This is a genomic window from Pseudomonas viridiflava, from assembly GCF_003702045.1.
Classification (GTDB): domain Bacteria; phylum Pseudomonadota; class Gammaproteobacteria; order Pseudomonadales; family Pseudomonadaceae; genus Aquipseudomonas; species Aquipseudomonas viridiflava_C.
Genome location: NZ_RBTP01000040.1, coordinates 81,230 through 104,642, shown reverse-complemented (window position 1 = coordinate 104,642; position 23,413 = coordinate 81,230). Strand labels below are relative to the sequence as shown.

General features: G+C 61.0%; 22 protein-coding genes and 1 pseudogene. 13 read left to right on the top strand and 10 right to left on the bottom strand.

What is annotated here, in order from left to right; all coding sequences use genetic code 11:
* Positions 1-17: 17 nt before the first annotated feature.
* Both glsB and ALP40_RS25565 read right to left on the bottom strand, forming a co-directional pair.
* Entirely contained in the window at positions 18-926 is a 909-nt protein-coding gene (glsB, locus tag ALP40_RS13340) for a glutaminase B (protein ID WP_122208725.1), read from the bottom strand.
* 54 nt (positions 927-980) lie between these two features.
* Positions 981-1,163 (bottom strand): hypothetical protein, encoded by a 183-nt coding sequence (locus ALP40_RS25565; RefSeq protein WP_183136042.1) that lies wholly within the window; start codon positions 1,161-1,163, stop codon positions 981-983.
* Here ALP40_RS25565 and ALP40_RS25855 point away from each other — a divergent pair.
* The 4 genes and pseudogenes from ALP40_RS25855 to ALP40_RS13320 form a co-directional block, all read left to right on the top strand.
* Positions 1,120-1,221 (top strand): annotated as a pseudogene (locus ALP40_RS25855) (hypothetical protein); the annotation flags it as partial. The gene ALP40_RS25565 and the pseudogene ALP40_RS25855 sit on opposite strands and share 44 nt — an antisense overlap.
* Positions 1,222-1,316: 95 nt before the next feature.
* Positions 1,317-1,853 (top strand): hypothetical protein, encoded by a 537-nt coding sequence (locus tag ALP40_RS13330; protein ID WP_259640705.1) that lies wholly within the window; start codon positions 1,317-1,319, stop codon positions 1,851-1,853.
* Positions 1,854-2,059: 206 nt separating this feature from the next.
* The gene (locus tag ALP40_RS13325) at positions 2,060-4,180 is read left to right on the top strand and encodes a TonB-dependent siderophore receptor (protein WP_122208724.1); all 2,121 of its coding nucleotides are present in this window, start codon (positions 2,060-2,062) and stop codon (positions 4,178-4,180) included.
* 24 nt (positions 4,181-4,204) lie between these two features.
* Complete coding sequence (locus ALP40_RS13320) at positions 4,205-4,933, top strand: DUF4198 domain-containing protein (protein WP_122208723.1); 729 nt, start codon at positions 4,205-4,207, stop codon at positions 4,931-4,933.
* A 301-nt stretch (positions 4,934-5,234) separates the two neighbouring features.
* On the opposite strand, the gene ALP40_RS13315 is transcribed toward ALP40_RS13320, so the two are convergent.
* From ALP40_RS13315 to ALP40_RS13300, 4 genes are all read right to left on the bottom strand, one after another.
* The gene (locus ALP40_RS13315) at positions 5,235-6,401 is read right to left on the bottom strand and encodes a DUF1624 domain-containing protein (RefSeq protein WP_122208722.1); all 1,167 of its coding nucleotides are present in this window, start codon (positions 6,399-6,401) and stop codon (positions 5,235-5,237) included.
* A gap of 93 nt (positions 6,402-6,494) precedes the next feature.
* A complete protein-coding gene (locus tag ALP40_RS13310) occupies positions 6,495-7,055 on the bottom strand; it encodes a carbonic anhydrase (RefSeq protein ID WP_004885233.1) in 561 nt (186 codons plus the stop codon).
* Positions 7,056-7,066: 11 nt separating this feature from the next.
* Positions 7,067-7,972 carry a GTP cyclohydrolase FolE2 gene (gene folE2 / locus ALP40_RS13305; protein WP_122208721.1) on the bottom strand — a complete coding sequence of 302 codons (906 nt, stop codon included), beginning with the start codon at positions 7,970-7,972 and terminating at the stop codon, positions 7,067-7,069.
* Positions 7,973-8,152: 180 nt separating this feature from the next.
* On the bottom strand, positions 8,153-9,061 hold the full coding sequence (locus ALP40_RS13300; protein WP_122208720.1) for a LysR substrate-binding domain-containing protein: 909 nt from the start codon (positions 9,059-9,061) through the stop codon (positions 8,153-8,155).
* A gap of 199 nt (positions 9,062-9,260) precedes the next feature.
* On the opposite strand from ALP40_RS13300, the gene ALP40_RS13295 reads away from it, so the two are divergent.
* From ALP40_RS13295 to ALP40_RS13250, 9 genes are all read left to right on the top strand, one after another.
* On the top strand, positions 9,261-10,781 hold the full coding sequence (locus ALP40_RS13295) for an ABC transporter substrate-binding protein (protein WP_122208719.1): 1,521 nt from the start codon (positions 9,261-9,263) through the stop codon (positions 10,779-10,781).
* Positions 10,782-10,857: 76 nt separating this feature from the next.
* Positions 10,858-11,775, top strand: a complete 918-nt coding sequence (locus tag ALP40_RS13290; protein WP_122208718.1) for an ABC transporter permease — start codon at positions 10,858-10,860, stop codon at positions 11,773-11,775.
* Between the two features lie 9 nt (positions 11,776-11,784).
* Positions 11,785-12,693, top strand: coding sequence for an ABC transporter permease (locus ALP40_RS13285; protein ID WP_122208717.1), 909 nt, complete (start codon positions 11,785-11,787; stop codon positions 12,691-12,693).
* A gap of 16 nt (positions 12,694-12,709) precedes the next feature.
* Entirely contained in the window at positions 12,710-13,711 is a 1,002-nt protein-coding gene (locus ALP40_RS13280) for an ABC transporter ATP-binding protein (RefSeq protein WP_122208716.1), read from the top strand.
* Positions 13,705-14,718 carry an ABC transporter ATP-binding protein gene (locus ALP40_RS13275; protein WP_122208740.1) on the top strand — a complete coding sequence of 338 codons (1,014 nt, stop codon included), beginning with the start codon at positions 13,705-13,707 and terminating at the stop codon, positions 14,716-14,718. Before ALP40_RS13280 ends, ALP40_RS13275 begins: the two co-directional genes overlap by 7 nt.
* Entirely contained in the window at positions 14,715-16,142 is a 1,428-nt protein-coding gene (locus ALP40_RS13270) for a M20 family metallopeptidase (RefSeq protein WP_122208715.1), read from the top strand. The genes ALP40_RS13275 and ALP40_RS13270 overlap by 4 nt, the downstream gene beginning before the upstream one ends.
* Complete coding sequence (locus ALP40_RS13265) at positions 16,139-17,287, top strand: M20 family metallopeptidase (protein WP_122208714.1); 1,149 nt, start codon at positions 16,139-16,141, stop codon at positions 17,285-17,287. The genes ALP40_RS13270 and ALP40_RS13265 overlap by 4 nt, the downstream gene beginning before the upstream one ends.
* Positions 17,288-17,635: 348 nt before the next feature.
* The gene (locus tag ALP40_RS13255; protein WP_122208712.1) at positions 17,636-19,159 is read left to right on the top strand and encodes an amidase; all 1,524 of its coding nucleotides are present in this window, start codon (positions 17,636-17,638) and stop codon (positions 19,157-19,159) included.
* A gap of 101 nt (positions 19,160-19,260) precedes the next feature.
* Positions 19,261-20,163 (top strand): AEC family transporter, encoded by a 903-nt coding sequence (locus ALP40_RS13250; protein WP_122208711.1) that lies wholly within the window; start codon positions 19,261-19,263, stop codon positions 20,161-20,163.
* A 72-nt stretch (positions 20,164-20,235) separates the two neighbouring features.
* On the opposite strand, the gene phnP is transcribed toward ALP40_RS13250, so the two are convergent.
* The 4 genes from phnP to phnL are packed head-to-tail and all read right to left on the bottom strand — an operon-like array spanning position 20,236 to position 23,397.
* Positions 20,236-20,985: a phosphonate metabolism protein PhnP gene (gene phnP, locus ALP40_RS13245; protein WP_122208710.1), complete on the bottom strand. Its 750-nt coding sequence runs from the start codon at positions 20,983-20,985 to the stop codon at positions 20,236-20,238.
* The gene (phnN, locus tag ALP40_RS13240; protein ID WP_122208709.1) at positions 20,976-21,542 is read right to left on the bottom strand and encodes a phosphonate metabolism protein/1,5-bisphosphokinase (PRPP-forming) PhnN; all 567 of its coding nucleotides are present in this window, start codon (positions 21,540-21,542) and stop codon (positions 20,976-20,978) included. Before phnN ends, phnP begins: the two co-directional genes overlap by 10 nt.
* Positions 21,542-22,687, bottom strand: a complete 1,146-nt coding sequence (locus ALP40_RS13235) for an alpha-D-ribose 1-methylphosphonate 5-triphosphate diphosphatase (protein ID WP_122208708.1) — start codon at positions 22,685-22,687, stop codon at positions 21,542-21,544. The genes phnN and ALP40_RS13235 overlap by 1 nt, the downstream gene beginning before the upstream one ends.
* Positions 22,681-23,397, bottom strand: coding sequence for a phosphonate C-P lyase system protein PhnL (gene phnL, locus ALP40_RS13230; protein WP_122208739.1), 717 nt, complete (start codon positions 23,395-23,397; stop codon positions 22,681-22,683). The genes ALP40_RS13235 and phnL overlap by 7 nt, the downstream gene beginning before the upstream one ends.
* Between the last annotated feature and the right edge of the window lie 16 nt (positions 23,398-23,413).

Below are 23,413 nucleotides of genomic sequence, written 5' to 3'. Positions count from 1 at the left end.
GCCTGAGCGCTTTAGCGTTAAAACACCGACCAGTCGATCCTGGCGCTGAGCTTTTCCAGCGCCGCCATACCGACAAGGGAATTGCCCGCTGCGTTCAATTCCGGGGACCACACACAGACCGAGAACCGCTCTGGCACGATGGCGACGATACCACCGCCCACACCACTTTTGCCCGGCAGACCGACGCGATAGGCGAAATTGCCCGCCTCGTCATACAAGCCGCTGGTGGCCATGATCGAATTCAGTTGGGTGGCCTGCCGAGCGCTGAGAATCTGCTCGCCGCTGTGGGTGCAGAACCCCTGATTGGCCAGAAAGCCAAAGGCACGGGCCAGGTCGATGCAGCTCATGCTCAGGGCGCAATGGTGGAAGTAGCTGCGCAGCACGTCTTCCACATCGCCATGAAAGTTCTCGAACGACTTCATCAGGTACGCCGCTGCGGCATTGCGCGAACGATGCTGGTATTCGGATTCGGCCACTTTGGAGTCGGAAGTAATCGATGGGTTACCGCATAAACGTCGGACAAAGTCGCGCATCGACAGTGACGGCGCCGCAAAGCGTGCCTGATTGATGTCGCAGATCACCAGCGCACCGGCATTGATGAACGGATTGCGCGGCCTGCCCCGCTCGAATTCCAGCTGCACCAGCGAGTTGAACGGCTGGCCGGAAGGCTCGTGACCGAGACGCTGCCAGATGTCTTCGCCCGAATGCCCGATGGCCTGTACCAGACTGAACACCTTGGAAATGCTCTGGATCGAAAATCGCGTTTCTGCATCCCCGGCACTGAACATCTGACCGTCATTGCCGTACACCGCAATGCCCAGTTGGTCGGGCCTTACGCCACCCAGCGCGGGGATGTAATCGGCGACTTTGCCCTGACCGATCAAAGGTCTCACTTCGTCGAGGATTTCGTTCAGCAGGTCTTGCATGGAGGCGCCCCTTGTTTTGGGTGCGCACACTACACCAACGACACGCGGCTGGCATCATCGCAAGGTGATATCGCGATCCGTCGCTACTATCTCCCGGTCAACCAGGGTTGCAACCTTGACGGCATGGGGAAAGATTTTCTTCTGGACGAACAGGTCATCGACCGGGCCGAAAGGCTCAAGATCATTGATCAGCCCGTCGGCAGCATTCCTGTACCGCGTCGGCGCTACCCAGAACAAGCCTGCGTCCTTGAGGGACTATTTCTTCCAGGACGAGAGGCCGTTACAGGGCAGTTGAGGAAAGAAATAAACCCTGCCAGATCCTGAACCAGACACCCGGCTTTTAGTCATACCAATGTGCCATTTTCGGTACGTGACAAGGAAATTCAGGTAATGGCTAGTCACTCTTTTTCACCGCGGTGGGGTTCTCGTTTCGCGGCGTTATTGATCAGCGGCCTGGCCTTTTCCCAGGCGCAGGCGCTCGATTTCAATGCCGGCGGCGCATTCCCCCAAGACAACCTGGCTGCCACCCATTACGAAACCAATTCGGTCTATTCCCTGCGCAGTACCAATGTCACGCTGGGTGATCTGCAGGCACTGCTGAACGACGCCAAACTGAATGCGGCGAAGCTGGAAAGCCTGAAACAAACCATCGAGGCTCAAGCGCGGCTGATCGAGGAACTCAAACGCAACAACGGCACTCAGTCCAGCAGCAACGACAGCGATGTTTCCGCGCTAAAAAGCAAGATTGACGAACAGGGCCGTACGATTGGAGCGCTGCAGAGCCAGATCGGCGATTTGAAACGCGATTCGGGGTCGAGCGCCAGCAGCGGCGATCTCTCAGACCTGAAAAACGACATCAGCAATACACGAAGCGAACTGAACTCGTTGAAAAGCACGGTCAGCACCCTGAGCAACCGCGTTAAATAATCGCCTCCCATCACAGCCAAAAAGCACGAACGGGGCTGAACTCCGTTCGTGTCGATCGTGCGCCCCTCTCCCTCATCCTGAATGTATAAAACCTCAAGCATTGGTTCGCGTCGGCTCTGAAAATTCGTTGGAAACGAGCGCTTCTGTATGGAAACAATTCTCAACAGAGATGTTATATTGTATCCATAACTATCAGGAAGTCTCACATGTCGTCTCGTAAAATTGCGTCTCTGGCAGGCTTGGCCATCGGGATGCTCGGCAACACCGGTTTTGCGGAAGAACAGCCCAAGACCATCGAGCTGGAAAGTGTCAACGTCACCTCCGACTATCAATACGAAACGGCAACCAGTGCGGTGCAAGGCTATCGGGCGACCCGTTCCGCCACCGCCACCAAAACCGACACCGCCATCAAGGACATCCCGCAGTCCATCAGCGTGGTGCCTGCTACGGTATTGAAAGACCTGGGCAGCAACAGCGTGGAGCGTGCGCTGGATTTCGCGGGCGGCGTGTCGAAGCAGAACAACTTTGGCGGCCTGACACTCTACGAATACAGCATTCGCGGTTTCACCACCTCCGAGTTCTATAAGGACGGTTTCAGCGCCAACCGTGGCTACCCCGCCACCCCTGACGCGGCAAACATTGAGCGCATCGAAGTGCTCAAAGGCCCGGCAGCCAGCCTGTACGGGCGCGGCGACCCGGGCGGCACCGTCAACATCGTCACCAAGAAACCGCAGCGCGAAGCCTTCACCACCTTACAGACCAGCGCTGGCAGCTGGGACCGTTACCGCACGGCGCTGGACGTCAACACCCCGCTCGACGAAGAGGGCAACCTGCTGTCGCGGGTGAACCTGGCCGTTGAAGACAACAACAGCTTCCGTGATCACGTCGAGAGCAAACGTGTCTTCGTTGCGCCCTCCTTCAGTTGGCAACTGAACCCCGACACCCACTTGTTGGTGGAAACCGAGTTCGTCCGTCAAAAGTCGACGTTCGACCGTGGCGTCGTTGCACCGAATAACAAGTGGAGCGGCGTATCGCGTTCAACGTTCCTGGGCGAGCCTGACGACGACATCGATAACGACAACAACATGGTCCAGTTCGCGCTGGACCATCAGCTCAATGACGTGTGGTCATTGCGTCTGGCCAGCCACTACAAGCAGGGCGAGCTGTCGGGTTACGCCAGTGAAGCCCGTCCCCTGAGTGCCGACGGCCGCACCGTCAACCGCCGCTACCGCGAACGTGACAACAATTGGCATGACAGCATCACCCAACTGGAGCTGCGCGGGCGCTTCGAAGGCATGGGCCTTGAGCACGAAGTGCTGATCGGCACTGAATACGAGAACTACCGCAAGAACGAGCGCGTCACCAATATCGCGCCGGTGACGGGCACAAGCTACGCCATCGACCTATACAACCCGGTCTACGGCCAGCCAAAACCCAATGGCGCTCGCTCGGGCACTGACTTTTTCGAACATATCGAAAGCCGTGCGTTGAATCTGCAAGATCAGATCGTGTTCACCGACAAGCTGCGCGGGATGATCGGTGCGCGCTTCGAGCATTTCGACCAGCAGGTCGACGACTACACCACCAACCGAACGTCGGGCCAGCGGCACGATGCGTTCACCCAGCGTGCGGGGCTTCTTTACCAGCTCACGCCGCAGGTCGGGCTGTTCACCAACGTTTCGACTTCGTTCAAACCCAACAACGGGCTCGACGCCTCCGGCAACACATTTGACCCTGAAGAAGGCGTTGGTTACGAAGCGGGTATCAAAAGCGAGCTGTTCGATGATCGTCTGAGCACCACGCTGTCGGCGTTCCACATCGAGAAGGAAAACGTGCTGGCCCTTGACCCGTCCACCGACACCAATCGCGCCGTGGGCAAAGCGCGCAGCCAGGGGTTCGACCTGCAATTCACCGGACAGGTCACCGAAGCGGTCCGCGTGATCGGCGCCTTCGCTTACATCGACGCAGAAGTCACCAAGGGTGACCGCACCATCCCGACCGGCAGCCGGATCCTGGGCGTGGCCAAACACAGCGGCAGTCTGCTGGGTGTCTACGAGTTCCAGGAAGGCGTGTTGCGCGGTTCGGATGTGGGCGCCGCTTACACCTATGTCGGCGACCGTTCCGGCGAGTCCGGCACCAGCTTCGAGCTGCCGGCCTACCAGACGGTGGATCTGCTTGCGCACTACAAGGCCAGCGAGAACGTGACCGTAGGTTTGAACCTCAACAATATTTTCGACGAGAAATATTACGAGCGCTCCTTCAGCAATTACTGGGTCGCGCCGGGCGAGCCGCGTAACTTCACAGTCAGCCTCACACTGAATCTCTGATCACTAAAACAACAAGGATGCATCATGCTTTCATCGAAACCGCTCGTGGCCTTGAGCCTGCTCAGCGCACTGTTCGCCGCTCAGGTCAGTGCTCATGGTTTATGGACCGAACAGCGTCGCGGCAACATCGAAGTGGTCTACGGCCACGGTGCCGAAGACAATGCGTTCAAGGCACAGAAAGTCAGTGGTGCCTGGGCGTATGACCTTCAGGGCCGGATGATTCCGGTCACCGTGCAACGCCTGGACGATCACGCACGCCTGGTGCCGATCAAGCCACCGGCCGTTCTGTCGGTCGCGCTGGACAACGGCATGTGGACCCGCAATGCCGAGAAGAAATGGATCAACGAAGGACGCAGCAAGGTGCCCAACGGCACCGATTCGATCCATACCTTCAAGTACAGCGTGGCCATTTATGAAGAAGGTGCGAAGCTGCCGACTTTCGAGAAGCTGAACTTCGTCATCGTGCCGCTGGCTGATCCGCTCAAGGTGGGTGTCGGCAAACCGCTGCCGGTGAAGGTGCTAGTCGATGGCAAACCCGCTGCGGGCATCAAGCTGATCGGCGATTACCGCAGCGCGCCAGATGCAGTCAGCGCCGAGACGGATGCTCAGGGCATGGCGACGGTCGTGGTGCGTAACGAAGGCTTGAACATCATCGCAGCCGAAGTGACTCTTCCGGTGAAAGACAACGCCGATATCGCCGAGCGCGGCCTGTTCACCTCGCTGACCTTCGTGGGCGAAGCGCATCACGATTGATCCCTGACACGCTGCGCTGCTGCGCAGCGAACACGGGCCCCGCAGAAGCGAGCTTGCTCGCGTAAGGGCTTGATAAACAGCCTTCGCGAGCAAGCTCGCTCCCACGAAAGACAGTGCTTACCGTAAACCTCGTGGGAGCGGACTTGTCCGCGAAAAGGCCTGTACATCCGACGACTATTCATCGGCCGAACTACTGCATTCGCGGACAAGTCCGCTCCCACTGTGTTCGCAGCGCGACAGCGCTACGTCGAAGACGTGGTGAAGCCTGCCACATTTAGCTCCGTGTCACGGCCGCATTGACTTACAAATACTTCAACCAGGTGATATCCCGACGTCGTGCCTTGAGCGATGCGAACCAGCGTACAGCCGGGAATAGCACCACCGCCAGCGCGACTGACATCAGCCAGACGCCCCACATGTAGTCGAAGCCGAAGTAGTTGCCCTGATTCTTGCCCCAGATTGCCAGCGCGATCAGGTACAGGATCTTCAGCACGTACAAGTGCAGCAGGTAGAAGAACATTGGCGCCGAACCCAGCACCACCAGCGGACGCAGCCAGCCCTTTTCCTGACACTTCTCGAACGCGATCAGAATCAGCATGCCAATGCCCAGCGTGAGGCTGATGAACAGCAACGACGGCGGGTACTTGGTGATGTTGAGAAAGCTCATCACGGTCTGCAGTTCGGTTTCGCCCACACTCCACGGTTTTTCACCGTAGCCGTTGATCAGGCGCAGCACCATGAAGCCCGCCAGCGCACCGAGACCACACAACCACAGTTTGGCGCGACGCGATGCAGCGTCGTAACCGCTCGAAAACCAGGGCCCAGCGGCGTACCCCAGCGCGATGATGCCGATCCAGGGGAGCAACGGATACGAGGTACGCAAGCGCAAGTTGTCCGAAACGTCGATCCAGCCACGGTCATGCAGGATGGCCCAGGGAATGTGCATCGCGGACTCGATGCCGAAGTGCAGCGAATCCAGCAGGTTGTGACCGGCAATGATCACTGCCCCAATCACCACCAACGCCCAACGCGGCAGGTAGACCATCGCCGACAGCGCCACCATGCTCAAGCCGATGGCCCAGATCACCTGCAGGTAGATCACGGTCGGCGGGAACTGGAAGGTCCAGGCAAAGCTCACCAACGTGAACTCAAGGGCGATCAGAAACAGGCCGCGCTTGAGCAGGAATGCCGAAACGTCCGCCCTGCCACTGTATTTCTCGCCATACAGGTAAGCCGACAGACCGGTCAGCAACACGAACAGCGGCGCGCACAAGTGCGCCAGCAAGCGGCTGAAAAACAGATCGGGCTCGGTGCTGGCCACGTCCATCGGGTCCACTACCTGACGGTGCAGAAAAAAGGTTTCTCGCACATGGTCCAGCAGCATGAAGAGAATGATCAGACCGCGAAGAGCGTCGATGGAGCGCAGCCGGGAACTGGGTGCGCGGGTGGGATGAACAGCTGTCGTCATGAAAGGTCGAGGTCCGTGGTTGGGTGGGCGGTGTCGATTGTCCTGGGTATTGCCAGGCTTCCCGGTCCAGCGCGGGAAGCCCGTCGACACCGGTTAAAACTCGTTCTGCAACGCCTTGTAGCCGCGCACCAGATCGATGTTGGTGTGCGCAACGTCCTCGGAAAACTCCGAAGCAGAGATGCTCACCGGCGGGTATTGCGACAGGTCGGTATTAGGCCCGATGCGGGTAGTGGACGGCACGTAAAAGTTTTCTGGCAGGTCGCGGCCGTCGACCACCGAGTTGTGGCGCACCACGCTGCCGTTGCCGACCTGGCAATTGAACAGCACGCTGTTGAAGCCGATGAACACCCGGTCACCGACCTGACACGGTCCATGCACGATGGAACGGTGGGCTATCGAGGTGAACTCGCCGATGGTCACCGCCGCGCCGGATTTGGAATGGATCACCACGCCGTCCTGAATGTTGGAGTTGGCGCCGATCACGATGGGCTCCATGTCACCTGTGGCGTCGACCTCGTCGGCGCGAATCACCGCGTAGGGGCCGACAAACACGTTGTCCTTGATAATGACTTTGCCGCAGATGATCGCGGTCTTGTCGATGTAGGCGGATTCGGCAATCACCGGCAAATGGCCGGACGGGTTTTTACGGATCACGGTGGCAAACCTCAGGTCAGGTAGTTGGACGTTTGTGCAGCGGCATCGTGTGGGTGAAGGCTTTCGAAGTGGCGCACGCTGACGCTGGACGCGGCGTACAGGCCCTCCAGTGCCTGCTGGATCTTGCGGGCCGCATCTTCGACATACATCAGGTTCTGGCCGTTGAGCCGGGCGAACGCCTGCTCGTCGGCGCGCTTGACGGCCGTCTGAACAGGCGTGCCCAACGCACGCTCGGTGGTGTCGATCAATGCCATCAAGCCAAGTTCGGTGGCGTGCTCCGGCACCCGCACTTGAACCGTCGCCAGGCTGCGCTGGCTGTGCGGCGTGGCAAGCGAACCGTTGTCGCGCAGCCAGTTCGCGACCTGCATGGTGTCGACGAACGTCTGGCGGTCGAAATGAGCGATGAACGCGCTTTCCAGCAATTGCCGCGACAGCGCTGCCGAACAGGGGCAGGTCGACGAATAGGTGATGCCCACCGACAGGTCCAGGCGCAGGCGCCCCGCTTCCCAGAGGGCATCAATCGTGATCGGGTAGGATTTCCAGCCGCTGAGCCCTTCGGTGACCAGCGCGGGGCGCCGACACAGCAGGTTAAAGTTCAGCTTGATGCGGGCGCGGGTCGAGCGGCAACTGGCGTGGCTTTCAACCATCGCCTCAAGCAGGTCCGACAAGGCCGCGACGTTGAGCAATCGCTCTTCGGCAAACCGGTCGAGCAGGCGATACAGCCGTGACATGTGAATGCCTTTGACACTCGGATCGGCCAAGTCAACGTGCAGGTCCACGAAGGCATGCACCGAATGGCTGACACCCTCTTCGCTCAAGCGTATCGGCACTTCGATGGCCTGCATGCCGACCCAGTCGAGGGCGATCAGGGCCGAGGACGCTTCCGTCAGGGCAACATCGGGGAGAGAGCTGTTCATGGGAGTCGGTCGTCTCAGTGGCTGGCCTCGCTTGGAAGGCGACGCATGATGTCATGGGGCAAATATCCGCCCCTGCAAATTCGTTACACTATAACATCATCAACACCGACAGCATCAACCGAACACCTTGCCCGTATTAACCCAAACGGATGCACCCGGCGGGACATCCGCAGACAGGTTTCAGGTCTTCACCAGTTCCTCGATCAGAAAATCCCGGAATGCCGACACGGCCGCTGGCAGGTTGCGCCCTGCCATGCTTTGCAGTTCGATGCGCCGCGCCTTCATGCCTTCATCGCTGATCGGCAGGGACACCAGTTGTTTTTCCTGCACGCGTTTATCCAGGGTCATTTCGCTGGACAGGCTGATACCGCCCTCCTCTCGCACAAAGCGCAGCAGCGCGCCGATGTAGTTGCTGGTCAGCACCGGGTCGAACATCAGGCCCTGAACACCGCAACAGATGTCGAAAAGTTGCCGCAGCGTAGTATCGGTGTTGGTCAGGGCAATGGCGTAAGGTTGCAGCTCGGCAAGCGCCACCTCCGTGCGTGCCGCCAGCGGATGGCTGGGGCTGACCACCGCGCAGATCGCGCCGCTGTGCACGTGCTCCACCTTGATTTCATTCTGCGGCGTGAGACTGAACGTCAGGCACAGATCCGCGTCGCCGGAGCGCACCCGCTCGGTGGCCTGCGCGGGCGCACAGACTTCCATCGAAAAGTGGATGCCTTGATAGACCCGCCGGAAACGGGCGATGCATTGCGGCAGGAAATCCAGGGCAAAACCTTCGGAGCACGCAAGCCGCACATGACCGCGCTGCAGCCCCTGCAACTCAGTGATTTCCAACACCACCTGCTCGGCTTCCAGTTGCGATTTGCGCGCATAGGCTGCCAGACGCGTACCCGCTTCGCTGAGCACCATGCCGCGTGCCTGACGCTCGAACAGCACCGCGTCCAGTTCGCGCTCCAGCTTGCTGATTTGGCGGCTGACCGCCGAAGAGGCGACATTGAGCCGGGTCGACGCCTCACTGATCGAGCCGCACCGCGCCACCTCCAGGAAATAGCGCAGGGCCGTGGATTGAACGCCATAAAGCTGCATCACGCCTCCTGGGTTGCCTTTTTGGCAATGAAAGGTTCGAAATATTGTACTTGTGGCATTGATACGCTTTGCCTAGAGTCGTGTCGAGGCCGTCGGCTAGACCAAAAGAAAATCATCGCCGCTCAAGACATACCCCTCTTCTCGCATTTGCGACCCACTGCCCTTTGATCCAATCACTTTGCCTTAGGGAGACGACGGCATGGGCATCAAGGGTTTCGCTCGCAGCATCGCGCTGTTGGGCCTGTTCAGCAGCTTTTCTGCCTTCGCAGGCAAGGCCGACGACACACTGGTTTACGCCTCCGACAGCGAGCCGGAAAACATCAGTCCCTACCACAACGATCTGCGCGAAGGCGTGATCCTCGGTCGCCTGATCTGGGACAACCTGGTCTATCGCAACCCGGACAACGGTCAGTACGAACCGATGCTGGCGACTCGTTGGAAACAGGTCGACGACACCACCCTCGATTTCCAGCTGCGCGAAGGCGTGACGTTTCACAACGGCGACCCGTTCACTGCCGACGACGTGGTGTTCACCCTTAACTACGTGGTGGCTCCCGACTCCAAGGTGGTCACGGTGCAGAACGTGGACTGGATCAAGAGCGCCGAAAAACTCGGTGACTACAGCGTTCGCCTGCACCTGAAGAAGCCTTTCCCGCCCGCACTGGAATATTTGTCCAACGCGGTGCCGATGTTTCCGAAAAAGTATTTCGAGCAGGTCGGCCTCGCAGGCTTCAGCCGCAAACCCATCGGCACCGGGCCGTATAAGGTCACGGCCATCGCGACTGGCGAAGGCGTGAAGATGGACAAGAACCCGGACTACTTCAAAGACAGCCCGCAAGGTCAGCCGAAGATAAGCCACATTAACTTTCGCGTGATCGCCGATGCCGAAACCCGCCTCGCCGAGCTGATGACCGGTGGCATCGACTGGACCTGGCGTGTCGCACCGGATCAGGCCGAAAACCTCAAGGCCGTGCCCAATCTGGTGGTCACCAGCGGCGCGACCATGCGCATCGGTTTCCTGATCCTCGACGCACGCGGCACCTCAACGGCCGATTCGCCCATGAAGCACTTGAAGGTACGGCGGGCGATCAACCACGCCATCAACCGCGAAGGCCTGGCCTCACAACTGGTGGGTGGTGAGAGCAAACCCCTGCAAGTGGCCTGCTATCCGGGCCAGTTCGGTTGCGACACCACGGCGGCCACGGACTACAACTATGACCCGGCCAAGGCCAAGGCACTGTTGGCCGAAGCGGGATACCCGAACGGGTTTGACACCGAGATTTTCGCCTACCGCGACCGCGATTATGTTGAGGCAATCATTGGCAACCTGCGTGCCGTGGGCATCAACGCCAAGCTGCGTTACCTGAAATACGCCGCCCTGCGCGATCAGCAGCGCGGCGGTAAGGTGCCCATGTCGTTCCAGGCCTGGGGCTCGTTCTCGATACTCGACACGTCAGCCTCGGCAGGCACCTGGTTCAAGGGTAATCCCGACGACAACATCAAGGACCCGCAAGTCCAGGGCTGGCTGCAGACCGCCGACAACGCGCTGGACCCGCAGGTGCGCAAGGATAACTACCGCAAGGCGTTGCAGCGCATCAGCGAGCAGGCCTACTGGGCGCCGCTGTTCAACTACTCGATGAACTACGCCTACGTCTCGGAACTGAACTTCAAGCCCTACCCGGACGAGCTGCCGCGTTTCGCGCTGTCGAGCTGGAAGTAGTCCCTGTAACACCAATGGGTGACGCCGCCCGCAGCGCGGCTCACCTTGTCATCTCATGGATACAGGGTCACGTGCCATGTCTGGATTTCTATTACGCCGCCTGGGCATTGCCCTGTGCGTCGCGATTACGGTATCGATCATCAGTTTTTCCCTGCTGCACCTGTCCGGCGACCTGGCCACGGCCATTGGCGGCCCGGAAGCGACCAGCGAGCAGATCGAACAGATCCGCGTGCAATACGGCCTCAACAAGCCGTTGATCACCCAATACTTCGAGTGGCTGAGCGATGTGTTGCGCCTTGATCTGGGCGACTCGTTCTTCTTTCAGGAATCGGTCTACAACCTGATCGCCTCGCGCCTGTCGATCACCCTCGGGCTGGGGGCGATGGCCTTGAGCATCGCGCTGTTGATCGCCATTCCGCTGGGCGTGCTGGCTGCAGTCAAGCGCGACACCTGGATCGACCGACTGGCGCTGAGCATTGCCGTGCTGGGACAAGCGATGCCGAGTTTCTGGTTCGCGCTGATGCTGATCGTGGTGTTCTCGGTGACGCTCAAGTGGCTGCCGGTGTCGGGCAATTCGACCTGGGCGCACTTCGTGATGCCAGCCCTGGCGCTGGGTTATTACGCCACGCCCGCCATCATGCGCCTGACCCGGGCGGGCATGCTCGACGTGCTCAACTCCGATTACATTCGCACCGCCCGCGCCAAGGGTCTGCGCCCCGGCACGGTGCTGTTCAAGCATGCCCTGCGCAATGCGTTGATTCCGGTGGTGGCGCTGGCTGCCGTGGAATTCGGTTTCATGCTCGGCGGCTCGGTGGTCATCGAAACCGTGTTCTCGCTACAAGGCATCGGCCAACTGGCCTGGGACGCCATTGCGCGTGACGACTTCCCGGTGGTGCAGGCGGTCGTGCTGCTGATCGCCGTGATCTACATCGTTCTCACGCTGCTGGCCGATGTGCTCAATGCACTGCTCGACCCGCGCATCCGTGTGAAATAGGAGGTCTCCATGAGCACAACCCCCTCTTCGTCGCTGGTAATCAGCGACTACCAGCCGCCAGCAAGAAGCATGTTGCGCACGCTGCGCCAGAGCTTTGGCCATCGTGGCTTTGCCATCGGTGCCGTGCTGTTGCTGATCATCGTGCTGGGCGCGCTGTTCGCACCGTGGCTCGCGCCTTACGACCCTTACACCCAAGACGTGATGCTGCGCATGAAGCCGCCGGTGTGGATGGCCCACGGCACATGGGACTACGTGCTCGGCACCGACAAGCTGGGGCGCGATTACCTGTCGCGACTGCTGTATGGCGCACGTATTTCGCTGTTCATCGGTTTCTCGGCAGCGCTGATTTCCGGCGTCATCGGCACCATCATGGGCCTGCTCGCCGGTTACTTCGGCGGCAAGGTGGATGCCGTTATCAGCTACCTGATCACCACGCGCCTGGCGATGCCAGTGGTGATGATCGCCCTGGCCTCGGCCTCGCTGATCGGCGGTTCGCTGAAAGTGGTGATCATTCTGCTCGGCTGCCTGCTGTGGGACCGCTTCGCCGTGGTGGTGCGTGCCGCCGTGCAGCAGATTCGCGACGCCGAATACGTGGCCTCGGCGCAGGCACTGGGGTGTTCGACCCTGCGCATTCTGGCCAGTGAAATCCTGCCCAATCTCATCGGCGCGCTGATCGTGGTCGCCACGCTGGAAATGGCCCACGCCATTCTGCTGGAGTCGGCGCTGTCGTTCCTCGGTGTAGGTGTGCAGCCGCCGATTCCGTCCTGGGGCCTGATGATCGCCGAAGGCAAGCCGTACATGTTCTTTTCCCCCTGGGTCATCGCCATTCCCGGTGTCGCGTTGATGGTGTTGGTACTGGGCATCAATCTGGTCGGCGACGGCCTGCGTGATCTGATCCTGCCCGACGGGCGCAACTGACAGAGGAGATTCGGACATGGCGCTGTTGCATGTTGAAAACCTGCGTGTCGATATCCCCTTGGGGCACGACACGCTGCACGCGGTACGCGGTCTGGACTTTCAGGTCGAACGCGGCGAAATGCTGTGCATCGTTGGCGAGTCGGGCTGCGGCAAGTCGCTGACCTCGCTGGCGCTCATGGACCTGCTGCCACGCAAGGCCCGGCGCACTGCAACCCGATTGAGCCTGGACGGCATCGACATGCTGGGCCAGAGCGAACGCCAGATGTGCGACCTGCGCGGCAACCGGCTGGCGATGATTTTTCAGGAGCCCATGACTTCGCTCAACCCGGCCTACAGCATTGGCGATCAGCTCAGCGAAGTGTTGACCCGGCATCGCAAGGTGTCGCGCAAGGACGCCCTGCTGCGGGCGGCGCAGATGCTGGAAAAAGTCGGTATCAGCAACGCTGGCGAGCGGTTGCGCCAGTACCCGCATCAGCTGTCGGGCGGCCTGCGTCAGCGGGTGATGATCGCGATGGCGATGATGTGCGAGCCGGACGTGATCATCGCCGACGAACCTACCACGGCGCTGGACGTGACCATTCAGGCGCAGATCCTGCGGTTGATCCGCGATATCCAAAAGGAACTCGGGCTGGCGGTGATCTTCATCACCCACGACCTGGGACTGGTGGCGCGCATCGCCGACCGGGTAGCGGTGATGTACGCCGGGCAGATCGTCGAAACCGCTCCCGCCGTCGAGCTGTTCGAAAACCCGCAGCACCCTTACACGCGTGGCCTGCTGGCGAGCATTCCGATTCCGGGCCGCACCCGGCCGGGTCAACCGCTGGGCTCGATTCCGGGTCTGGTGCCCAGCCTGGTTGGCGAACAGCACGGTTGTGCGTTTCGCAACCGCTGCTCGCAAGCGATTCCAGCCTGCGCCGACGACGTCCCGGCCATCAATGGTCACGACCATATGACCCGCTGCCTGTTTGCGGTATCGGGCGCAGAGCCGGTGTTTCATCGCGAGGGCGCACGATCATGAGTCAGGCATTGAAAACCAGCGTAAAAAAAGACATCGCTCTAGAGCTGTGTGACATCCGCCGCGAGTTCACCATCAGCCGGGGCTTCTTCAAACCGACTGCCACGCTCAAGGCCGTCGATGGCGTGTCACTGCGTCTGATGCGCGGCGAAACCTTAGGGCTGGTCGGCGAGTCCGGCTGCGGTAAAAGCACCCTGGCCAAGATGCTGTTGGGCTTGCTGGTGCCCAGCAGCGGCGATGTACTGGTCAATGGCAAGCATCTGGCGGGCACGGACCGCAAGGAAATGGCGCGGCGTATCCAGCCGATCTTCCAAGACCCCTACTCTTCGCTCAACCCGCGCAAGACCCTGCGCGAAATCGTCACCCTGCCGCTGATCGTGCACGACATCGGCAGCACCGCCGAACGTCGAAAGCGCACCGAAGACATGATGGATGTGGTCGGCCTGCCCAAGCGGGTGATCGACAGTTACCCCAGCCAGTTGTCAGGCGGCCAGCGCCAGCGTGTCGCGATTGCACGGGCGCTGGTGATGCGTCCCGACGTGCTGATTTGCGACGAGCCTACGTCGGCGCTGGACGTGTCGGTTCAGGCGCAGATCCTCAATCTGTTGCAGGACCTCAAGCAGGAGTTCGGCCTGACCTATCTGCTGATCAGCCATAACCTGGCCGTGATTGAACACCTGGCCGACCGAGTGGCCGTGATGTACCTGGGCAAAATCGTAGAAGAACGCAGCCGCGAATCGTTGTTTGCGCGGCCTGGTCACCCTTACACCCAGGCGCTGCTGGACTCGGTGCTCACACCCGATCCGCATCTGGGCATCCCCGAACTGGGCCTGCAGGGCGCGTTTCCCAATCCCATGTCACCGCCGTCAGGCTGTGCGTTTCACCCGCGCTGCCCCCGTTGCATGACGGTCTGCAAGAACCAATACCCCGCCGCTGACGCCCTGGAAGGCGGAACCGTGCGTTGCCATTTGCGTGACACCCCGAAACCCCTGGAGCTGATGCCCTCATGACTAGCCGTTCGCACGCCATCGACAACGTCACCGAACAGTTCGACAACGGCGCGTTCTTCGCCCTGCTCGGCGAAAGCGTCGCGTATCCGACCCAGAGCCAGGAACCGGAAAGCCTGTCCGAGCTGTACCGTTACCTCAACGAGTTCATCACGCCGCACGTCGAGCGGCTGGGTTTCACAGTCCGTATTCACGACAACCCGGTGGCCGGACGCGGCCCGCTGATGATTGCCACGCGAATCGAAGCCCCATTCCTGCCGACCCTGCTCAGCTATGGGCATGGCGACGTGGTGCGCGGCTACGATGCGCAATGGCAGCCGGGCCTGTCTCCGTGGCAGGTGGTCGAGCGCGGGGAACGCTGGTATGGCCGCGGCACGGCGGACAACAAGGGCCAGCACCTGATCAACCTGACGGCACTTGAGCAAACCCTCAAGGCACGGGAAGGCAAGCTGGGTTTCAACGTCAAACTGCTGCTGGAAATGGGCGAGGAAGATGGCTCACCGGGGTTGAGCCTGTTTTGCCAGCAGCACGCCGGGGACTTGGCCGCCGATATTTTCATTGCCTCCGACGGCCCGCGCCTGGCGGCATCGCGCCCAACGCTGTTTCTCGGTTCGCGAGGCGTCTTCAACTTCGAACTGAGCGTGCACCTGCGCGACGGCGCGCATCACTCCGGCAATTGGGGCGGACTGCTGGCCAACCCCGGGATCATTCTTGCCAACGCCATTGCCAGCCTGATCGACGAACACGGTCGGGTAAAAGTTGCCGGGTTGATGCCCGCTTCGATTCCCGACGCGGTGCGCATGGCGCTGGCCGATATCGAAGTGGGCAGCGGACCGGGTGATCCTGTCATTGATTCGGACTGGGGCGAGCCGGGGCTTTCATTGAGCGAAAAAGTCTTCGGCTGGAACACGCTGGATGTGCTGGCCTTCAAGACCGGCAATCCGGATGCACCGGTCCACGCAATTCCCGGCAAGGCCCATGCGCTGTGCCACATGCGCTTCGTCGTCGACAGCGATTACACGACATTCATTCCGGCGGTACGGGCGCATCTGGACGCACACGGTTTCACTCAGGTGGAGGTGAAGCAGACGCGCATGGACGTGATGCACGCCACGCGCCTGTCACCGGATAGCCCCTGGGTCGACTGGGCGCTGGAGTCTTTGAGCAGAACCACCGGCAAGAAACCTGCGCTACTGCCCAATCTCGGCGGTTCATTGCCCAATGATGTGTTCGCCGAAGTGCTTGGCTTGCCGACCATATGGGTGCCGCATTCTTACCCTGCGTGCTCGCAGCATGCGCCTGATGAACATTTGCTGGCCCCGGTGGTGAAAGAAAGCTTGCAGATCATGGCCGGACTGTTCTGGGACCTGGGCAATGACGGCGTACGGTTGGCACGCGAACATCAGGCACAGGAAACAGGCCAATGAATCAGGTACAACTCGATGCGACCCACTGGCTGGCCGGGCAATTCGACGCGATGGAAACGCTGCTGCGGCAATTGGTCAACACCGACTCCAACAGTTACGACAAGACCGGTGTCGATGCCGTCGGCGACCTGCTTACGGCACAGTTGCAGGCCGACGGAATCAGCGTTGAGCGTATCGCGGTGGAGGGTTTCGGCGATGTATTGCTGGCTGAACTGGCGGGTGGGCCGGGTAAACCGGTCCTGTTGCTGGGCCATCGCGATACCGTGTTTCCCAAGGGTACGACCGCAACGCGGGGCTACACGCGGGACGAAAAACTGGCGTATGGCCCAGGCGTTGCCGACATGAAAGGCGGGCTGGTGCTGAACTGCTTTGCGCTCAAGGCCCTCAAACACGCCGGTCCGCTGCCGTTTCCGGTGCAAATTCTGTACACCGGCGACGAAGAGATAGGCTCAGGCAGCGCGCGCGCTCACATCGAACGCCACGCCAGATCCGCCCGCGCCGTGCTAAATCCAGAGCCGGGCCGGGCCAGCGGCAATGTGGTCAGCGCCCGCAAAGGCGGCGCGACGCTGATCATCGAAGTCAGTGGCCGCGCCGCGCACTCGGGCGTCAACCACGCCGACGGCGCCAGCGCCATCGAGGCGCTGGCGCACAAGGTGATCAAACTGCATGCGCTGACCGACTATGCCGCAGGCATCACCACCAACGTCGGACTTATCGGTGGCGGTACGTCCAGCAATACCGTGGCACCCACCGCCACCGCGAAACTCGACGTGCGCTTTATCGAACTGCATCAGTGGAACGAACTGCTCCCGGCCATTCAAGCCATTATCGATACAGAGGAACTGCCCGGCACCTCGGCCAGGCTGCTGGAAGCCACGACCTTCCTGCCAATGGAAGCGCAGCACAGTGCCAACCTGTTGCGGATTTACCAGAACGTGGCGGCTGAATTAGGGTTCAGCGTGGAAGGTGAATTCACCGGTGGCTGCGCCGACTCCGGCTTCACCGCAAGCCTGGGCATCCCCACGCTGTGCGGCTTGGGACCGGTGGGCGGCAAAGTGCACACGGATCGCGAATACCTCGAACTCGACACCCTTGTGCCACGTGCCCAGGCGCTGGTGGCGACGATCGTGGGATTGGCGGAATGATGATGGGGTTGCTGTGGCCGGTAGACGCGCAAAACGGGGCCAAAACGAGCGAGCCTGAGTACATGTTTAACCGGGCCCACCACGTCTTCGACGTAGCGCTGTCTCGCATCAAACATCGGGCGTCGTGGGAGCGGACTTGTCCGCGAATGCGGCACATCAGCCGCCGCATCCTTATCGGATATACCGGCCTCTTCGCGGACAAGTCCTCTCCCACAAAAACTTTTATTCAGGTTCTTACGCGTCTTCGCCGGCAAACCGCGTCCCGCAGTCAGATGTCTGATTGTCTCCACCTCTGCGTGGGAACGATCGGTGTGATCTCGGACAGCCCCTATTACTTGAGGAAAACACATGCCTGTTTCATCCGAGTTGCTTGAGAAATCTGCCACCGAACTGCGTACGCTGATCGGCAATCGACAGCTATCGCCTGTCGAGCTGTTGAACACCAGCATCGAGCGCATTGAAGCCCTCAACCCGAAAATCAACGCCTTCGCCGCGACCTGTTTCGAGCGGGCGCGCAAAGAAGCGGTGCAAGCCGAACAGGCCGTCATGCAGGGCAAGCCGCTCGGCTTGCTGCATGGCCTGCCGATCGGCATCAAGGACTTGGAAGAGACCGCAGGTGTTCTCACTACGTATGGCTCACAGCTGTTTCGCGACAATATCCCAAGTCAGGACAACCTGCTGGTGGCGCGGCTGCGCAGTGCCGGAGCGATCATGGTCGGCAAGACCAATGTTCCCGAGCTGGGCGCTGGCGCCAATACTCGCAATGTGGTGTGGGGCGCGACCGGCAACCCGTTCAACCCGGAGCTGAACGCAGGCGGCTCATCCGGCGGTTCGGCCGCAGCGCTGGCGGTGGACATGGTGCCGTTGTGCAGCGGCTCGGACACGGGCGGTTCGTTGCGCATACCCGCAGCGTTGTGCGGCATCGTCGGCCTGCGCCCTTCCCCAGGCCTTGTACCGAGTGAACGCAAGAAGCTCGGCTGGACGCCGCTGTCTGTGGTGGGACCGATGGGACGCAACGTTGCCGATACACTGCTGCAACTGCGTGCCAGCGCCGGACTGGCCCCGTCCGACCCGCTGAGCTACGCCGTAGCAGACGATGAATTCGCACCGCGCACCGTTGACCTCAGCCAGTTGCGCGTCGGCTACAGCGAAGACTTCGGCACCTGCGCCGTGGACGAACAGATTCGCACGGTGTTCCGAGACAAGATCGGCGTGCTGAAATCGCTGTTCAAGTCGTGCGAACCCATTGATCTGAACCTGGGCAGCGCCCACCGTACCTTCGACGTGCTGCGCGCAGAAGCCTTCGTCGCCGGGTTGCAGGACGCTCACGACAAAAATCCCGACGCACTCGGTCCGAATACCCGTGCCAACTTCGACATGGGCGTAGCCATGTCCCTGCAAGATTGCGTCAAGGCACATGCCGAACAGAGCCGCCTGTTTCGAAGCTTTCAGAAGCAGTTCGAGCGTTACGACCTGATCCTCGCACCGACTACACCGGTTTCGCCGTTTCCGTGGAGCGAGCTGTACCTGCGCGACGTCAACGGCGTGCAGCTGGATAACTATTACCGCTGGCTGGCGCTCTGCTACACCATCACCCTGACTACCAACCCCGCCCTGTCGCTGCCTTGCGGCACCGATCACGCAGGGATGCCGTTCGGTCTGCAACTGATAGGCGGTTTTCGTGGCGATGCCGCGCTGCTGGCCTGTGCGCATGCACTGGAACAGGCCACCTTGACGGATTCACGGGTGTGCCGGCCGTGTCCCGACCTGCAAAAACTGCTGGCCTCGGCCGTGGACCTGACCCACATCGTGACTCACCCACCGGTTTACGACGGCGTGCAGACGGTCAGGCCCGACATCGGGGCCATGTGAATCGCGGCCCTGCCATAAGCCGTGCAGGGCACGCCCGCACATAGGTAAAGTCGTGCCCCTCGGTCATACTGCACGGCCATGCCCTCAAGGAGTCAGAGCCCGTGGCCGTTCTGCAAGCCATCCTGCCCGTTTTCCTGCTGATCGTTCTTGGCTATGTGCTGGGCAAACGCAAAACCCTCACTGTCGAAAGCACCAAAGCCTTGAGCGTACTGGCGTTCAAACTGTTTCTGCCGATGGTGCTGTTCACCGGGATGGTCAATGCACCGCTGCACGACGGCCTCGACCTGCGGGTGCTGGCGGCGTACTTCGTTCCCGCCCTGATCGTATTCATGCTGATCAATCTGATCATGCACCGGTCCGGCACGACCTCGACGCCCTTCGGCCTGACTGCCAGTTTCTCCAACAACATCCTGATCGGCATCCCGCTGGTGGTCGGCGTATTCGGTAATCAGGGGCTGGTATTACTGTTCACCGTAATTGCCGTGCACAGCCTGACCCTGTTCACCTTCCAGAGCCTGTACGACAGCCTGGCCGGCGACCAGCCATTCAATACCCGATCGTTATTCGCCAGTCTGGCCAACCCGCTGATCATCGGCCTGTTGCTGGGAATCGTCGTCAACCTGTCGAGCCTGGCCCTGCCTGAATGGGCCGATCACCTCACCACATGGCTCGCCCAGGCCGCGCTGCCTTGCGCCTTGATCGTATTGGGTTCGAACCTGTCCAGCTTCAAGCTGACACCCAGCCCGCAGGCACTGGGCATCACCCTCGGCAAGCTGTTCCTGATGCCGCTGCTGGTGCTGTTGGCCTGCGTGCTGCTGAACATCGAAGGCCTCTCGCGAGGCGTGCTGGTGCTGATGGCCGCAGGCCCTGCCGGCGTCAACGTACTGGGCTTCGCCCGCAGCGTGCCCCACGTGCAGAAAACCAGCTCGGCGATCTGCCTGACCACCGTACTCTCGGCCGCAACACTGCCGCTGTGGATGTGGCTGGTGAGCATGATCGGGTAGCTGCCATGTAACGTGCCGCAGCAAACCAAGAAGGATGAGCTGCGGTGTGTCAGGTCATGCATCAACCGCCATTCAAACCACCATTCCATCCCGTGCGATCAGCACATTGCCCGGCAACTGCGCGGGCTGTTCCAGCAACCAGGCGTCGAGGGTGTGGCCGATGTGGGTGAGCACGGCTTTGGCGGGTTTCAGGCATTCGATGATGTCCAGCGCCAGGGTCAGGTCGTTGTGGTTGCGCGGAGTCTGGGGTTGCGGGGGCATGGAGCAGTCGAGGATCAGGACGTCCAGCGGCTGGCGTTGCAGGTAGTCGCGAGTGGCCTCGGGCAGACCGACTGTGTCAGTGAGGTAGGCAAACCGATGCCCGCCACCCTCAAGCAGGTAACCCAAGGTGGGCCGGGAATGCTGCAGCGGCAGCGCGGTAACGTGCAGCGCGCCCAAGGCACGCGTTTCGAAGGCCGCAAACGGCTGACTGAAGTCCAGAATGCCGGGGTGTTTGTACAGGTCTGCCAGCCCTTCCGGGTCCGCCGGGCCGTGCACCGGAATCACCAGCCCCTGCCCCCAGCGCAGGTGCAACAGGCCCTGGGCGTGATCGGCATGGTAGTGAGTCTGGAGGATGCCGCTGAGGCTGCGCGGCGGGAAGCGTTCTGTGAGATCGGGCAGGCCGCTGTCGATCAACCAACGCTGATCATCGAACTCGATCAGCGCACTGCACGGCAGGCGACGTAGCCCTCTATCGCTCAGTGCCGCCACACAGGCCGGGCACTGACAGCCATAGACCGGCACTTGCCGCGCATCGCCAGTGCCCAACAGCGTCAGGCGCACGCCGGATGTTTCTCCAGGTAGCGAACCAGCGCTGCGACGGTTTGCTGCAACTCGCCGGAGTTGTCCAACGGGTAAACGCCCGGATGGGAGGCCAGCAGATCACCGGCAAATTGCTGATTGCGGTCCAGTCGCGCCTCGATTTCCGGCAGGGTTTCCCGTCCTCGTGCCAGCAGACGTTGACGCAACACGTCCTGATCCACGGTCAGCAGCACCGCCAACAGATTGGGATAGCGTCGTTGCGAGCGCTCAAGGTGAGCCCTCGATCCGTTGATCAGCACGTCATGACCTTCCAGCAACCACTGATCGATGACGATCGGGATGCCGTAATGCAAGCCGTTGGCCTGCCAGTTCAGGGCAAACGCGCCGTGTTCGCGCATGTGCTCGAACTGCTCGACGTCCACGGCCTGTGCCGCTTCGCCCACTGCTTCAGCGGAACGGGTGATGACCCGCCGCACCACCCGGCAGTTGCGTTCTGCCAAGGTGTCGCGAGCTGCGTCCATCAGGCTGTCCTTGCCTGAACCGGACGGCCCGATGAGATAGATCAACCTGCCTGCCATCAGAATACCCTCTTGCCTTGTCGCCAGACCTTATCGATAACCGGCAGATTTCCATGAGTGCGCGCCTGAATCAGGTCGGCACGCAGACCGATGCGAATTTCACCGCGATCGGCCAGCCCCGCCGCCAATGCCGGCGTGCGGCTGACCCTGTTCATTGCCTGCGGCAACCCGCAAGCGTTGTCCTGTTCGGCCAGCATGAACGCCGATTGCAGAAGACTGGCCGGATAGTAGTCGCTGGAGAGAATATCCAGTAGCCCTTCTTTCGCCAGCGACGCGGCCGCCACGTTACCGGAGTGCGAGCCGCCGCGCACGATGTTCGGTGCCCCCATCAGCACGCTCATGCCCAGACGCCTGCAGCCTCGGGCCGCCTCCAGTGTGGTGGGAAACTCGGCGATGTTCATGCCGTAGCCCGCCGATTCTTCGACATGAGCCATCGTCGCATCATCATGGCTGGCAATGGAAAGCCCACGCGCCAGACACAGTTCGACAATAGCGCGGCGATAACGATCAGCGTATTCGATGGAGTTTGCCACTTGCTCGACGATGAAGCCGTCCATGTCTTCGCTGCTCATGTGGTACTTGCCCATGTAGTACTCGCGGTACTTGGATTCCAGCGCAAATTGTCGCTGGCCGGGTGCGTGGTCCATGACCGACACCAGTTGCACCAGCGGTTGATCCATCAGGTCACGGAACACGCTCAAGGTGTCCGGATGGCTGACTTCGCAGCGCAAGTGCAGCAGGTGCTCGGCGCGAGTCAGCCCGGCGTCGGTGGCTGCGGCAATGGCGGCGAGCATCGAGGGCAACTGCTGCATGCGCTTGCCCTTGGGGTTGATGTCGCCAATCGATAAGGCGTCGAATACGGTGGTGATGCCTGCCGAGATGATCTGCGCGTCATGGCTGATGACCGCCGAGGTCGAAGGCCAGTCCACGCCGGGGCGCGGCGAGAGGTGCTTTTCAAGATTATCGGTGTGCAGCTCGACCAGCCCCGGCAGCAGGTAGTCGCCTTGAAGGTCCTGCGCCTGAGCCAGTTGGCTGGCCCCCGAATCCACCTCGGCAATCAGGCCGTCGCGCACCACCACGGTGCCGGAAAAAACCTGCTCACTGGTGACCACCAAGGCGTTGGTGAAAATCTGTTCGTTCAGCATTGCAGCAACTCCTTGGCGGTCAGGTCTACCGGGGTCATGTCCAGTTGGCGGCTGGCAACCGATTCGCGGGCATCGCGGTCGTGGAAGATGCCGATCAGCGCGGCACCTTCGCGTTTGGCTTCGTCGATAAGCTCCAGCACCACCTGGCGATTGGCGTCATCCAGCGACGCCGTGGGCTCGTCCAGCAACAGCACTGGCCACGGCACCATGAAGGCGCGGGCGATATTGATCCGTTGCTGCTCACCCCCGGAAAACGTACTGGGGGCCAGCGGCCACAGGCGCGGCGCGATGTTCAGGCGGGTCAGCAACAACTCGGCCCGCGCCCTCGCCTGCTCGCGCGGCCAGCCGCGTGCAAGGGCCGGCTCCATCACCACGTCCAGGCTCGACACACGCGGAATGACCCGCAGAAACTGGCTGACGTAACCCAGCGTCCTGCGCCGCACCTCCAGCACTTGGCGCGGCGTGGCGCCGACCAGTTCGGTCCATTCGCCATCATGCCGCACGCGAATGCTGCCAGCGGCGGGCAGGTAGTTACCGTACAGCGTGCGCAGCAACGTGCTCTTGCCCGTACCGGACGCCCCGCCCAACACCAGACACTCGCCACTGCGCACTGAGAAATTCAGGCCGCGCAGCACATTGAGTACCACGCCGTTGTGTTGATGCAGCGTGAAGGTTTTCGAGAGGTCACGGACCTCGATCAAGGTAGTCATCAGGCTCATCTCTCTG